Here is a 14142-nt window from a genome sequence, read left to right as displayed (position 1 = left end):
GGTTATACGACGTTGGCTTTTGATTTCAAACAGCTGTTTCCGCGAATCACAAGGAAGCGTTTGCGCTTTCCTATACGAGGCTCTTCTTTCTGGAGATCCGGATGTCTCAGAAGTAAGCAAGGAATAGTCTCAGTCACAAATAATTGCGATTAAATGAAAATGGGAAGGATCAGATGTTATTTCTGCTCCATCCCGTTTCTATTTTACTCGAGTGAAACTTGCTGCAACAAATTATGGGCAAGCGAAAGCCACCTAGCAGTTTTGACAGTTCAGCGTCCGTTATCAGCAACCGGTCAAGTATTGTGTTCTTTATACAGTAATAGAAATTTTTATTAATCTACTTTTTTCGTTCTTGTGTTAAGGTCACGCTTAGCTTTTCGATATTTATATTATTTGTGATCTATTTAAAGCAAATGCGGCAAAGAACTTAGAAAAATAGCTGACCAGTGGCTATTGGAGTATGAAAATGTTGTTCAGTTGTATGAAAAGTCTTTACACGATGCACGAGTAACTTCGATTGAGAAGCCTTTGAAAGACACGTTTATCATGACATTGGATTGTACGGGCGGATATCATTATTTAACGGATATTAGGCTAACCTTTACAGGCGTGCAGCAAATTCAACCTACTAACTTAAATGTAGGGAGTGGCTGGCTTTACGATGAAGTTTATCTCACAGAAACAGGTTTTGAACTACATGTGTTAGTAGATGGTCCTTTAATGGAGTTCACGATCACAGCTGAAAACGTTACTATCGAGGTCATAGCATAATAAATACACAGAGGCAGCTGTACATACTAACGGGGAACTTTAGCTCAATAAGACAGCACGGCAGCTCACACATGATGAGCTGCCGTGCTGACAGTAATTAGACGAAAAAGTTATTTTTTAACCACAGGCACCCAAAATTCGCCGTAGAAATTGCCCTCGCCGTTTTCTTTGCGATAGGTGGCATTTGGACCGCCGATGTAAGCATAATCAGTGATTCGGGCTAACACTTCGCCAAAGGCAAGGTAAGTCAACTGATCAAACAAAGTTTCCTTGTCCCCATTTCCTGCGACCACGATGTACTCGCTCTCTGGAAACTCGATAATGCGCGTTGCGTCAGCCACTATCTTTCCAGCTTCTACCGCGAAATAATTCCACGGCTTGCCTTGATAAACCTCGTTCACTGACCATTCACGATCATCTTTTGCAGCGTCTTTGAGCTTAGCAAACCGCCCGTCAGCCTTGAGTTTGCCCCAAAACTCGGCTTTTTCCCGTTGCAAAGCTGTCATGTCTTGAAAATTGGACAGGATTGAAAAACCGTATGCGGTCAATGTGAATGATTTTTTGTGTTCAATTGTGTATTCTGCCATGTGAGCTCCTTTCAAATTATCACAAAGATTAGTTTTAGATTTTTTTAGCGCGAAGCCACATTTCACCGTAGAATTCATCGTTTTCAGCTGCTTTGACGAATGTTGAGTTACCGGGACCTACGTATTTGTAGTCTGTAATTTCTTGCAGCATGCCGCCGAACACTTTGCCTGTGATTTCATCAGCAAGGCTGTCTTTGTCAGAGCCTGTGCCAGGCACAACGAGGTAGTCGCCAGCGAGGAAATCGAGGACGACCGCGTCTTCCAAATTGAAATCCCCCATCACGCCGAAGCCGCGCCAAGCCTTCCCGTCGATAACATAATTGATTTGATATTCTTGCCCGTCAGCCAGCGCGAGAAGTTCAGCAAGCTTGCCATTTTCAGTGATTTCGGCCTTTTTCGCTGCCGTTTTTGCTGAATTGCCTGCCCAGTCGTTGAAGTCCTCAAATGAAACACCGAAAGCAGTCATTTTGTAGTTTTCTGAGATCGTTTGGATGGAGTAATTAGGCATTTTGTTCTCTCCTTTGTGAACTTACTTTTACAAGATCGATTCTATTTGCCGAATGTATCAAAAAATGATACTTTTTTGATACAATAAAATCATGAAGAAAACAGAGCGAGTAAACCTAATCATGCGCTACATCAATAACCGCGCACATTTTACGATTGCCGAGATTCAGCGGGAGTTCAAGATTTCCCGCGCGACGGCGATCCGCGACATTAATGAGATTCAAGCGATGGGTTTTCCACTGACGACCGAGCTGGGGCGCGGTGGAGGCTACAATGTCCTACAAAATCAGTATTTACCCGCAGCACGTTTCACGCCAGATGAGCTGAAGGCGATATTTATCAGTTTTATGGCTTCGAAAAATTCACAGCTGCCTTATCTGCAAAATCGCCGCTCAATCACTGAAAAACTTATCGGCATCGCGTCGCAAACTCAGCAAGACGAGCTGATCGAGCTGAATAATATCTTGCTTTTTGAAAATACAAATCCTGCTAATCCGAATCTTTTGGAGCTCGACGATGCAGCGCCTGCGGAGCTAAATCAGTTGATTTCGCTTGCTGTACGAGATAAGCATTTACGCTTGATTTATGAGCCGAGTCTTGGCTGGCCACAGTTGCTGGACGTTTATTTGCTTCATATTTTTAACTCGAACGCCCAATGGCTAGTCGAAGTTTATGATTTTGATACGGATGAGTTTCGTTATCTGCCTGTTGATTTGCTTCGGGATTCTGCAATTTCTGAGCTTGATATGAAGTACTCCGAGCAAGAGATTTTAAGCAAAAAAAGAATGGGTTCACGTCAGTCCAATCTTGTTGTGAAGCTCGATACGACTGGGATTCAACGCTTTAAACGCATGCACCCGCCGGGGATTATTTTGTCCTTTACCGGAATGTTTCAATCGAGCGGGATATTCAATGTTCAGTTGGATGTGACCGATGTTGAGGCGCTGTCTTATTACGCGGATTGGCTTTTGTTTTTGGGGAAAGGAGTCGTGTTTGAGCGTATTCCTGAAGAGTTGCGCTTAATTTTGGAGGGTCGTTTATCCAATATAAGATTTTCTTGATTTTTAACAGAAGTCATTTTATGCGACGGGTTAATGCCCAGAATAGAAGAGCCAAAGCACTGACAATCGCACCTAACAAGCACACGCCGTTCCAGCCTGAGTAAGCATAGATACTGGTGGATGCGATTGAACCGGTGGCACTTCCAACGGAATAGAAAATCATGTAACCAGCAGTGAGCCTGCTGCGTGCCTCGGGGATCAGTGTAAGGATCATGGTCTGGTTGGTGACATGAACGGCTTGTACTGCAAGGTCAAGAAGGAAAATACCGATGATTAATGCGAGAAGCGAATGTTGAGTATAACTTATTGGCAACCATGATAATAGCAACAGAATTAGTGCAACTCCTGTGGTCCTCTGCCCTAAACCTCGATCGGCAAGACGACCTGCCCGCGCTGCTGCTAATGCCCCAGCAACTCCAGCGAGGCCAAACGCTCCAATCGCAGAATGTGAAAGAGACAGCGGCGGAGCGCTGAGAGGCAACACGAGGGAAGTCCATAATATACTGAATGCAGTAAAAATCATCAAAGCTAGTACGGCACGAATTTGCAGGATTCGTTCTTGTGCGAACATCGTGAGCAGCGAACGAAGCAACTGTAGGTAGGATAATGATTCTCTTTTGTTCTCATCATGCGGCAGCACCCGATACAATACGCATGCCATGATTAGCGTTAATACCGCAGAGACAAGGTAGACAGAACGCCAACCGGCTAAATCCGTCAATACGCCAGCGAAAGTTCGCGCTATTAGAATACCAATAACGATTCCACTTGTCACCACTCCCACAGTTCTGCCACGTTCGGTTGGAGCAGCCAAAGTTGCAGCGAACGCAACGAGCGTCTGTGTCACTACGGCAAGCAATCCAACCGCAGCTATGCCTATGAATAACACCATGCTGGTGGAGGCGGTGCCAACCACAACTAAAGCCAACACGGATAATAGTATCTGTCCGGTGATCAGCCAACGTCGATTTAACAGATCGCCGAGCGGCACTAGCAATAGCAGTCCGAGTGCGTAACTCGCTTGAGTGATTGTAATTACAATGCCGACGGATGAATGAGTAATACCGAACTCGGTTGAAATTGCGTCCAGCAAAGGTTGCGCGTAATAGATGTTGGCGACTGCCAGTCCGCAGGCGATTGCAAATAAGAGTGCCACTTTATGAGACATTAAAGATGCGGGTAATGATTCTGATGCTATAAACGCTTCTTGAGCTGGTTCAACGTGTCTGTCTGTGAAATCCACGGTAATGACATTCGGTTCATCTACAATCTTTCCCAAAGTTAACGCCTCCGTTTACGTTTATCAAATTTATAAAATAAAATACTGATTGGTATGAAATGTTTCCTGAAAAATATAACTTTAAAAAAGATAACTGTCAAGATACTCCTGCAGAGGCTAGACTCAAAAGAGTGAAGACTCTTTATCCTATCACTATTCGTGGTCTGTAAGCTGTAAAAGGTTAATCTTATCTTATTGACAGGATAATCTTCATACAATAAAATTATAACGTACCGTTCGATATGAAAAGAGGGGATTGCTATGGCTCGACAACGCGAATTTGATGAGGAAAAGGCATTGGATGCAGCTATGCAACTATTTTGGGAAAAAGGGTACGAAGCTACCTCTGTAAGCGATTTGACATCAAGAATGGGCATTCAGCGACCAAGCATATACTCCACCTTTGGAGACAAAAAGGGACTATTTGAAGCTGCGTTGCGCAAATATACGAGTTCCCATGCTGCCTATGTTCGCGCCAATTTTCAAAATAGTACTTCTGTTAAAGAAGCATTCCGTGCCTTTTTTGAAAATATGGTGGCAAAAGAATATGAAGGTGGTCCGAACTGGGGGTGCTTTTGCATCAATTCGATGGTGGAACTTTCGCCCCATGATGAGAAATTTGAAATCCTAACAAGAGAACATCAAATGTATCTTTCGGTAATATTTCAAGAAACGATTGAACGAGGTTTGCGCTCAGGTGAGCTTGATACCGCTATTAACGCAAAGAGTTTAGCACAGACACTAGTCATATCGTTAATAGGAATCACTGTGATTATGAAATCTCGTCCAGAACGATCATTTGTTGATAACTCTGTAAAGGAAATACTTGCATTATTAAGATAGGTACTGATAAATGCTAAGTTAGTTAATGAAAGTTAAAAAATGAGAATATTTACTTTTAAGAACATATGTTCTAAAACTGGTTCGATCTGTACTATAAGCCGGAAAGCCTGAGGCTGTCGGACTGGGAGAAAGGGGAATGGCTGATTGTGAACGGCGGACGAATAGTGGGAGATACCCCTTAGTGATGATTAATTGGTTAAATCATTACGCTAACGGCACACTTTAGAGTAATGACCAAGGAGCAGAACCGTCTTAATGGTTCTGCTCCTTTATTTTCGTTGAAGCAACTGGTAGGAGAACATCGTACGATACAGAAGTCCGGTACTAGAAAATGATGGTACTATTCCTAAATTATCGCTGTGATACACTTAGTAATAGAGTAAGTAAGGGAAAGAGTCTTTTGGTCTACTCGAGAATTATATTTAATGATTTAAATAGAATAAATTGAGTATAGAATGTGGGGTGATTATGATTAAAAAACTAATTTTATTTATAATAATAATTGCTATAGGCATTATACTTATTGAAGGTATGAGGGTATTGTTAAACCCATTAACTCGGTCAGAAGACACAATAAGAGAAAAATTGTTGACTCAAATTCCATTGGGAACCGATATGAACGAAGCTATCGATTTTGCAAAGAGAAAGAAAGGATGGTCAGATATCAAAATAGATGATGCAAATGGTTATAATAGTGAATTGGGCATAAAGACAACTGTAGGTGAAAAACACTTTTCAGTTCATGCTGGAGATTATCGTAGTCTTTTGAATTTATATTTTTTTGTAGCAGATGTAACAATCTATTTTGGTTTTAACGAAAACTCTGAATTAATTGATATTCGAGTTAGGAAAGATATAGATTCACTTTAAATAAGACGAGAATAATACGTGATCAGCTACAACCACAGTAAAAAAATATAACAAGAAAATCCTTAAGGACTCCGCAGAAAAAACTGCGGAGTCCTTTTTTGCGTTCTTACTGCTTATAGAGTTTGCGATATTCAGTAGGCGACTTCCCGACTATTTTTTTGAATACGGCATGGAATGAACCGTTATCATGATAGCCGACGAGCTGCGATATCACACTGATTTTGTGCGAGGATTCGCGTAATAGCTCACAGCTTTTTTGGATACGGGTATTTTGTAAATACGATCTAAAGGGCTGACCGAAATGTTTGAGAAACAGACGCTGTAGGTGCCTGTTGCTCCATTTTGAATAATGAGAGAGGTCCGTCAAGGTGATGGATTCAGATAAATGCTGTTCAATAAAGTTTATTATTCCGGTGAAGTCGGCATTATCCATTGTCGATTTATCGATAGTTGCGATCTTAAGCCTGTATACGAGAGTAATCAATTGGCTTAATAGTGCGTGCAGCATCGTTTTGGTACCGATATTTGGAACGGACATTTCGCGGTAGAGCGTACTCATCAGTCGTTCAATCGAGCCGTCTCTATCGAATACGGTGAAGTAAGATTGCGATTTATTTTCCAGCGTCGCTAGATGCTCCATAATCGAAGCATCCTCGATTTTCGAAGATAATAATTCAATCATTTGCCTATCAAATAAGCAATTGTAGACGATCAGCGGTTCTTCGCTGTACTGAGGAGTGGAAGGACGGAACACATGAGAAACGCCAACGGGTATGACATACAACATGCCTTTATGCACGGGAAAAGTCTCATGTTCAATGTGGTGGAATCCCTTTCCTTCGGCGACATAACAATACTCGATGAAGTCATGAGAGTGAAAGGGAACGGTAAAGTCTTCTGCATAGCGGTTTATGTATAGATGCAAGTTGTTTTGCAAGAAAAACTCACTCTTGAAAAGTGCACTATTCCGATTCATTCGAAACTCACCTCTATTATTAAAATGACGCATTCACAGATGTGTTTTGTCCTGATTAGCACATGTTTTGTCGATTTCAATCGTTATTATTATAAATTAGGACCAATATAAAATCTATACAGATCGTTGATCGTGAGAGGAGCAGCCAAGAGAACATATGAACGGTATCTGGCGAAGATCGATATTAACAAAATTGTTCATGCTCTTTTGCTTGACGGTGTTGCCTACCTATGTGCTATCCGTCGTCCTATACAAATGGGGGACGGAGGAGGTTATTGAGAAAATCAACACGTCCTCCTATTCGCAGATGACGAAGTACATGGATCGGCTGGAGCAAGAGGTGCTGCGCATGCAGGCGATTCAATACGAATTTCTGAATGACAGGGACTTGGATCGATTGTCTACCATCGTCGATTATATGCCGTGGCTCGAGCAATTCTACGCGCTTAGGGGGTTAGGGCAGCGGATCAATATGATCAAGAACAGCAGCGCTTACGCCAAGGATGTCCGTATTTTTTTGACGCGGGCGGGTAAAGTGATTTCGACCTCCGGGGGGATTAGTCCCCTTGAAGATGTGTCAGGGCTCGACATAAGGAATTTGGATCCGAGCTCTAAATCTCTGGTCGCCTATCGCCAGGGAGAGTTGTACGTAGACTTCTATAATATCGTAACGGACTTCTCGGAAACGAACCTGCCCTTGTTCAAAATCGAAATCATGCTGGACAAAACCGTGTTTCAAGCCGACCTCGAGCACTTCGGAGGGGAAGAGGTTAACGTTCTCATGTTGTCGGATTCAAGCGCCAGCCGCGTTATCGGCAAGAGCAATATCGATGAGCCGAATCTGGCAGAGATGCTCGACGAGGCTAATGAACGGAAAGGAAATGGGGAGAAGCAAGGTTGGGTCGAACCGATTACGATTAACCAAATCGAATATTCGATGTTGGTCGTCAAGTCGGAAGAGCTGAACATGACGTTCGTTAAGTTCGTTCGCAAAGGTCAATATTTGGAATCGTTGGAGAAATACACGGTCTGGTTTTGGGCGTTTTCCGTCATATCGTTTTTAGCTATTTCAATGTTCGTTATCTCTATGTATAAGGTAGTCTACAATCCGCTGCGCAAGCTGTCTTCGGCGTTCAAGCGGGTAGAGAGCGGCAATCTGAACATGAGCATTACGGATTCCAGCAATAATGAATTCGGATTTATATACCGTTCCTTCAATCGGATGGTCCATGAGCTTAAGGTGTTGATTGAACAAGTGTACGAGCAGCGGATCTTAACGCAGCGGGCGCAGATGAAGCAGCTCCAGTCGCAGATTCATCCTCATTTCCTCTACAACAACTTTCAAATTATATACCGAATGGCGAAGCTGGAGGATCATGAGAACTTGGCTGATCTGTCGCTTAAGCTGGCGCAGTATTATCAGTACGTCACACGCAACACAAGCGATGATGTACCGCTCGCCAGGGAAGTGGAATTCGCTCGCATGTACGTCGATATTCAATCCGTCCGATTCCAGAATCGGCTCGTCGTGCAATTCGCGGAATTGCCTCCAGACTGTGGACATATTATGGTGCCTCGCCTTATTTTGCAGCCGGTGCTGGAAAATACGTTCGAGCATGGGCTGAAGGACAAGGCGGCGGATGGCCGATTATCGGTTTCTTTTGAGATGGAAGAAGAACAGTTCACGATCTCGATTGAAGATAACGGAGACGCTTTGACAAGCGAGGAGCTGCAGCGGCTGCAAACTCTGTTCAACACTAGTGGTTCGGCAGATGCGGAAGTAACCGGTCTGGTGAATATTCACCGAAGAATCCAGATTAAATTCGGCAAGACGAGCGGCATGCGGGCGACCCGCGGCAGTTCGGGCGGTCTGAAAATCACGATTGCGTTATCGAAGGAGGCGAATAACGATGTATAGGCTGCTGATCGTCGACGACGAGCCTGTCATAGTCGAGGGACTGTACCATTTATTCCAGCAGGTTACCGATATGGAGCTTGATATTATAACGGCTTATTCGGGCAACGAAGCGCTGGATTGGCTGAACCGTACGAGAATCGACATTGTACTGTCAGATATTCAAATGCCGGGCTTGAATGGCATTCAGCTTATGGAGGAAATACAGCAGCGCTGGCCGGCATGCAGAGTCGTCATGTTCACGGGATACAGTGATTTCGATTATGTGTATCGTTCGATCCGGCATGAAGGCGTCCGTTACTTGCTCAAGAGCGAAGGTGACGACGTCGTATTGGACACGGTCAGAAAAATGATTGCCGAGATTAGGGACAAGCTTAAGGCGGAACAATGGACGGAGCTCATTGAGAACCAAATGATGAATGAGCTGCCCCTCTTGCAAAAGGAGTTCATCCTGGACGTTCTTTATGATCCCGCCACGGCAGAGGAACTGACGAATGGCCAATTGGAACGTCTGCACATTTCGCTTAGCAGCGATCGACACGTTATTCCGTTAATCGCTCGTCTTGACCCTTGCGATAATCCAATCACCATGGATGAGCAGACGAGACAGCTGTATGCGCTTAAGCAAGCTCTCGAGCGATGCTTGGAGGAACGATTTCGTTTCGTTGCGATCTCGTTAAAACATACGTTTTGGTACGTCATTGTCCAGCCTATCGAACTTACGCCAGTTAGCGATGCCGCCTTGTATGTAAGGGAAGCTTTGGCTGTCGCGCAGCGTATTTGTTCGGAGTCGTTAGAGCTGTCCGTCTCGTTCGTCCATTCGGCAAATGAGGTGAGCTGGAGGGGGCTGGGGCGTGCCTTTCCTTATATGAACGGACTTCTTGATTACCGAATTGGACAGGAAAAGGAAGTGATTTTGTCCGAGCCGTTGGAACAAGCGGACGTCTCGAAGGGACTTTCCGTGGAAAGGCTCAAACTCGTGGAAGGTTATTTAATGAGCGGTAACGATAAAGGCTTTGTTGCATTCGTAGAAGGATGGATGGGCAATGAGGAAAGCTTTGGCGGAAGAGCAACGCAAGCTTATGCGGAAAACTACTATACGCTGATCGTTTATTTGCTTCAATCGTTTCAACGTTTGGGCTTAACGGAAAAGCTGTCTACGCTCGTCGATCTGCGGGCGTTGCTCCGATTGGACGGCTATCGGTCGTACGAGGAAATGCTCGGCTTGTTCCGCAGGCTGGGTGAAAGCGTCGTACGTCTTCGGAAGGATGAGGAGGCGGATCAATTGGAGCGGCCGATTCGATTTTTGCAGACCTACATGAAGGCACATCTGGCGCAGGATTTATCGCTCGTCAAGCTGGCGGAGCTCGTTCACTTCAATCCTTCGTATTTGTCCAGGCTGTTCAAACGAGTAACGGAGGAGAACCTGTCGGATTACATCAACCGGATGCGGATCGAGAGAGCGATCGAACTGCTCTTAAATCCCGACATGAAGGTCCAACACGCAGCGACGTCCGTTGGTTTCGTATCCGTTTCCTATTTCAATCGGGTATTTAAGAAGATGGTTGGCAGTACGCCGCAGGCGTATCGGGACGCGCACCAAAGCAAGTCAATATAGGAGAAGAAAACAGAGGGCAAGGTCAAGATCGGACGATATGAAAGCGTATTCCCGAGCGGGATAATAAAGGAGCAACATCAATCAAGAAAGCAAAACGATGGGGAGGTCGGAATGATGAAGATGAGAAAGAAGTCCGGCATATTGCTGCTTATTGTTGTTCTGCTCGTTTCTTTGTTGGCTGCGTGCTCGAATAAGGCAGACAATGACGGCAAGAACACGGAGTCTGGCGAGCAAAGCGGCAATGGGGCAAATGGGGGAAATTCACCAAGCGGAGAAGTAGAGGCAGCAGATCCTTTCGGAAGGTACGAGGAGCCGGTTGAGGTTACGTTCGCAGGTTATATCGACGATACGATGCAAAAGAATTTGCTCGTAGACGGCCTTTCTTACGAAGACAACCAATGGACAAAAATTATTGAAGAGAAGCTGGGCATCAAAGTGAAATACAAGTGGATCTCCAAGACGGGAGAGCAGTCTGCGCAGAAAATGAACCTCGCGCTCGCATCGGGGGACATTCCCGATATACTCGTGCTTGACCCCGTGCAGCTCAGTCAAGCGGCGCGCGCCGATATTTTGGCAGATATAGGCCCTTACATGGAGCAATATATGTCGCCAGAAGTGAAGGGACTTGTGTCGCAGATAGGAGAATCGGCGAAACAAGCAGCCACCTTCGACGGCAAAATTCTAGGCTTCCCGAGCACGAACGATCTGGCCCCGGAAACCGGCTTCCTATGGTTACGGACCGACTGGCTGAAGAAGCTGAACCTGGAGTTGCCGAAGTCTTGGGCGGATGTCAAGGCGATCAGCAAAGCGTTCGCGACGCAGGACCCGGACGGGAACGGCAAAAATGATACGTTCGGACTTTCTTTAAGCAATGACTACAACACGATCGAAGGCGTAATGAACGGCTTCCATGCCAATACGAAAATATGGGTGGAGAAGGACGGCAAGCTGGAGTTTGGAGGCATTCAGCCCGAAGCGAAGGCGGCTTTGGCCGAGCTGGCCGACATGTACAAAGCCGGAGAGATCGATAAGGAATTCGGTCTTAAGGGCGGCGACAAAATCGCTGAAGGTGTAGCGAACCAGCAGATCGGAATGACATACGGTCCGTTCTATCTGTCGCTTCATCCGCTTGGCGAGGCTCTGAAATCGAATCCGGATGCGGATTGGACACCGGTCTTGATTCCATCGATCGACGAGAAGCCGGTTACGAGCACCTTCACGCTCGGCTACGGCAGCTTCTTCACGGTACGCAAAGGCTTCGAGCACCCGGAAGCGCTAATCAAGCTGCTTAACCTCTATTACAAAATGTATACCGAGGATTATGCCCAGTACGGCGTCAGCGAGAATGGCAAAGAAAATTGGAGGCTCTCGCCTGTCGAGATTCGCGATGTATCGAAGAACGTCAACACGTACCTGGCGATCAAGGACGCTATTGCTACCGGCGATACGAGTAAGCTGATCGGCGAACAGAAGGCGATGTTCGACAACGTGGACAAATTCCTGAAGGGCGACGCGTCCATGTGGGGCTGGAACAAGGTGTTCGGAGAAAACAGCACGGAAGCGGGCATCAAGCAGCTGATGGACAATAAGCAGTATGTTCAGGATAAGTTTGTAGGTTCGCCAACGAAGACGATGATTACGACGATGTCAACGCTGAACAAGCTTCGCGAGGAGACGTTCTACAAAATCATTATGGGCAACTCGCCGGCCGACGAGTTCGAATCGTTCGTGCAAAGCTGGAAGAAGCTTGGCGGCGAGCAAATTACGAAGGAAGTCAACGAGTGGTACGACGGCGTAAAGTAACGATTCAATAGCGATCAAGGTCTAAGCAGCGGTAGTTAGCCGGGTACTATGGCGCTTCCCTGCTTAGACGATCGCGAGATGACAATCAACCGAGGGGGACGATTATGAAGGGCTTCAGAAGTTCCAATACCTTTCCGCTGCATATGATGCTTCTGCCCGCTGTCCTGCTTGTGCTCATTTACAGCTATGGCCCGATGATTGGCGTGGCCATTTCGTTCCAGGATTTCATTCCTGCGAAGGGGTTGTTCGGCGAGCAGGACTGGGTCGGATGGGACAATTTCAAATACGTATTCAATATGCCGAATTTTATGCAAGTCATTATGAACACGATCACGATCGCTTTATTCAAAATCGTGCTTATCCTCATCGTTCCGATTTTATTTTCGCTGCTGATTAATGAAATCAAAGGTAAGACGCGCAAGAAGCTGGTACAGACAAGCATTTATCTTCCCCATTTTCTCTCATGGGTCATACTGGCGGGCATTTTGCTCGATGTTCTGTCTCCTTCCACGGGGATCATCAACAAGTTTTTGTCCGTTCTCGGCATCGAGCCTGTTTTTTTCCTTGGAGACAACAATTGGTTTCAATTCACCGTTATTACTTCGGATATTTGGAAAGAGTTCGGTTTCAGCACCATCATTTATTTGGCTGCCATTACGGGAATCAACCCGTCTTATTACGAGGCGGCCGTTATTGACGGAGCTAACCGTTATCATATGATGCGATATATCACGCTCCCTGCCATCTCCTATGTCATCGTTCTGCTTGGGGTGCTGAGCCTGGGCAACGTGCTGAATGCGGGCTTTGACCAAATCTTCAATCTGTACAGTCCGCAGGTATACGAGAGCGGCGATATTTTGGATACCTTTGTATACCGATTCGGACTGATGGACGCACAATTTGGCCCGGCTACCGCCGTAGGATTGTTTAAATCGGTTGTTTCCTTCGTATTCATTACGGTATCCTATTGGATTGCCGTGCGCTTCGCTAACTATCGCATCTTCTAACGGAAGGGAGGAAACTCCAATGAACCTATTCAGCCGAAAAAAGCTAAAAGCTTTCGATGTATGCAACGGGTTGTTTCTAACGGCGGCGGTGCTGCTATGCGTATTGCCATTCGTTCATATATTGGCGGTCTCGCTTAGCTCGAGCACGGCAGCTACGAAAGGAGTCGTCACTTTTTGGCCGGTCGAATTCAATTTATATGCCTATAAATTCGTATTAGGCCGAATCGACTTTTGGAGAGCCATGTATGTATCCTTAGAGCGCATATTGATTGCCGTGCCGATCTGCATGCTGCTCACTGTTCTTGTGGCGTATCCGTTATCTAAGGATCACTCCATCCTGAAATCGCGCTCCGCATATGTCTGGTTTTTCTTCTTCACGACCATATTTAACGGGGGTCTTATTCCGACTTATTTTATTGTCAAGGAGACCGGCCTGATGGATTCCGTCTGGTCGCTCGTATTGCCGGGCGCCGTGCCTGTATTCAACATCATCGTATTGCTTAACTTCTTCCGTCAGTTGCCGAAGGAGATGGACGAAGCAGCCGTAATGGATGGAGCGGGGCACTGGACCGTGCTGTGGAAAATATACGTTCCTACCTCAATGCCGTCCCTCGCGACGCTGCTGTTGTTCGTCATCGTATTTCACTGGAATTCCTGGTTTGACGGAATGATCTATATGAACGATCCGATGCATTTTCCAATGCAAACGTATTTAAGGACTGTCATCACGATGCCGGATCTAAGAAACGTAACGCTCGAAGACTTGGAGAATCTGAAAAACCTATCGGAGCGGACGGTCAAAGCTTCGCAAATTCTTGTAGGCGCGCTTCCGGTATTGATTACTTATCCGTTCCTGCAACGGTATTTTGTAAAAGGCATGGTTATCGGCAGTGTTAAAGGGTAAC

At 45.7% G+C, this 14142-nt stretch carries 13 protein-coding genes; 9 read left to right on the top strand and 4 right to left on the bottom strand.

The features are described 5' to 3' along the window. Window positions 1-453 precede the first annotated feature (453 nt). On the top strand, window positions 454-771 hold the full coding sequence (locus tag AC0YN0_RS21855) for a DUF4085 family protein (RefSeq protein ID WP_475823151.1): 318 nt from the start codon (window positions 454-456) through the stop codon (window positions 769-771). Between the two features lie 110 nt (window positions 772-881). Here AC0YN0_RS21855 and AC0YN0_RS21850 read toward each other — a convergent pair whose 3' ends face one another. Further along, the gene (locus tag AC0YN0_RS21850) at window positions 882-1358 is read right to left on the bottom strand and encodes a GyrI-like domain-containing protein (protein ID WP_475823150.1); all 477 of its coding nucleotides are present in this window, start codon (window positions 1356-1358) and stop codon (window positions 882-884) included. 34 nt (window positions 1359-1392) lie between these two features. Then, window positions 1393-1866, bottom strand: a complete 474-nt coding sequence (locus AC0YN0_RS21845) for a hypothetical protein (protein WP_475823149.1) — start codon at window positions 1864-1866, stop codon at window positions 1393-1395. Between the two features lie 91 nt (window positions 1867-1957). On the opposite strand from AC0YN0_RS21845, the gene AC0YN0_RS21840 reads away from it, so the two are divergent. Continuing rightward, window positions 1958-2926 carry a helix-turn-helix transcriptional regulator gene (locus AC0YN0_RS21840; RefSeq protein ID WP_475823148.1) on the top strand — a complete coding sequence of 323 codons (969 nt, stop codon included), beginning with the start codon at window positions 1958-1960 and terminating at the stop codon, window positions 2924-2926. Window positions 2927-2939: 13 nt separating this feature from the next. Here the strand turns inward: AC0YN0_RS21840 and AC0YN0_RS21835 are convergent, their stop codons facing one another. Next, complete coding sequence (locus AC0YN0_RS21835; RefSeq protein WP_475823474.1) at window positions 2940-4094, bottom strand: MFS transporter; 1155 nt, start codon at window positions 4092-4094, stop codon at window positions 2940-2942. A gap of 372 nt (window positions 4095-4466) precedes the next feature. Between AC0YN0_RS21835 and AC0YN0_RS21830 the strand changes: the two genes are divergently transcribed. Beyond that, a complete protein-coding gene (locus AC0YN0_RS21830) occupies window positions 4467-5048 on the top strand; it encodes a TetR/AcrR family transcriptional regulator (protein ID WP_475823147.1) in 582 nt (193 codons plus the stop codon). A 468-nt stretch (window positions 5049-5516) separates the two neighbouring features. After that, entirely contained in the window at window positions 5517-5918 is a 402-nt protein-coding gene (locus AC0YN0_RS21825) for a hypothetical protein (protein ID WP_475823146.1), read from the top strand. Between the two features lie 106 nt (window positions 5919-6024). Here AC0YN0_RS21825 and AC0YN0_RS21820 read toward each other — a convergent pair whose 3' ends face one another. Continuing rightward, window positions 6025-6894 (bottom strand): AraC family transcriptional regulator, encoded by an 870-nt coding sequence (locus AC0YN0_RS21820; RefSeq protein ID WP_475823145.1) that lies wholly within the window; start codon window positions 6892-6894, stop codon window positions 6025-6027. Between the two features lie 157 nt (window positions 6895-7051). Here AC0YN0_RS21820 and AC0YN0_RS21815 point away from each other — a divergent pair, with 157 nt between their 5' ends. The 5 genes from AC0YN0_RS21815 (at window position 7052) to AC0YN0_RS21795 (ending at window position 14141) form a co-directional block, all read left to right on the top strand. Further along, the gene (locus tag AC0YN0_RS21815; RefSeq protein WP_475823144.1) at window positions 7052-8812 is read left to right on the top strand and encodes a sensor histidine kinase; all 1761 of its coding nucleotides are present in this window, start codon (window positions 7052-7054) and stop codon (window positions 8810-8812) included. Next, window positions 8805-10427 carry a response regulator transcription factor gene (locus AC0YN0_RS21810; protein WP_475823143.1) on the top strand — a complete coding sequence of 541 codons (1623 nt, stop codon included), beginning with the start codon at window positions 8805-8807 and terminating at the stop codon, window positions 10425-10427. The genes AC0YN0_RS21815 and AC0YN0_RS21810 overlap by 8 nt, the downstream gene beginning before the upstream one ends. A 111-nt stretch (window positions 10428-10538) precedes the next feature. Continuing rightward, a complete protein-coding gene (locus AC0YN0_RS21805; protein WP_475823142.1) occupies window positions 10539-12230 on the top strand; it encodes an extracellular solute-binding protein in 1692 nt (563 codons plus the stop codon). Between the two features lie 104 nt (window positions 12231-12334). Then, window positions 12335-13237: an ABC transporter permease gene (locus tag AC0YN0_RS21800; RefSeq protein ID WP_475823141.1), complete on the top strand. Its 903-nt coding sequence runs from the start codon at window positions 12335-12337 to the stop codon at window positions 13235-13237. A gap of 19 nt (window positions 13238-13256) precedes the next feature. Continuing rightward, entirely contained in the window at window positions 13257-14141 is an 885-nt protein-coding gene (locus AC0YN0_RS21795) for a carbohydrate ABC transporter permease (RefSeq protein ID WP_475823140.1), read from the top strand. Window position 14142: the final 1 nt, after the last annotated feature.

This window comes from Paenibacillus sp. J22P218, assembly GCF_056269195.1.
This window is presented reverse-complemented; position numbering and strand designations above follow the sequence as displayed.

Excerpts from the sequence above, each read along its gene's own strand:
- AC0YN0_RS21850 (WP_475823150.1), bottom strand. The coding sequence starts at position 1,358 with ATGGCAGAATACACAATTGAACACAAAAAATCATTCACATTGACCGCA.
- AC0YN0_RS21845 (WP_475823149.1), bottom strand. The coding sequence starts at position 1,866 with ATGCCTAATTACTCCATCCAAACGATCTCAGAAAACTACAAAATGACT.
- AC0YN0_RS21840 (WP_475823148.1), top strand. The coding sequence starts at position 1,958 with ATGAAGAAAACAGAGCGAGTAAACCTAATCATGCGCTACATCAATAAC.
- AC0YN0_RS21835 (WP_475823474.1), bottom strand. The coding sequence starts at position 4,094 with ATGTCTCATAAAGTGGCACTCTTATTTGCAATCGCCTGCGGACTGGCA.
- AC0YN0_RS21830 (WP_475823147.1), top strand. The coding sequence starts at position 4,467 with ATGGCTCGACAACGCGAATTTGATGAGGAAAAGGCATTGGATGCAGCT.
- AC0YN0_RS21825 (WP_475823146.1), top strand. The coding sequence starts at position 5,517 with ATGATTAAAAAACTAATTTTATTTATAATAATAATTGCTATAGGCATT.
- AC0YN0_RS21820 (WP_475823145.1), bottom strand. The coding sequence starts at position 6,894 with ATGAATCGGAATAGTGCACTTTTCAAGAGTGAGTTTTTCTTGCAAAAC.
- AC0YN0_RS21815 (WP_475823144.1), top strand. The coding sequence starts at position 7,052 with ATGAACGGTATCTGGCGAAGATCGATATTAACAAAATTGTTCATGCTC.
- AC0YN0_RS21810 (WP_475823143.1), top strand. The coding sequence starts at position 8,805 with ATGTATAGGCTGCTGATCGTCGACGACGAGCCTGTCATAGTCGAGGGA.
- AC0YN0_RS21805 (WP_475823142.1), top strand. The coding sequence starts at position 10,539 with ATGATGAAGATGAGAAAGAAGTCCGGCATATTGCTGCTTATTGTTGTT.
- AC0YN0_RS21800 (WP_475823141.1), top strand. The coding sequence starts at position 12,335 with ATGAAGGGCTTCAGAAGTTCCAATACCTTTCCGCTGCATATGATGCTT.
- AC0YN0_RS21795 (WP_475823140.1), top strand. The coding sequence starts at position 13,257 with ATGAACCTATTCAGCCGAAAAAAGCTAAAAGCTTTCGATGTATGCAAC.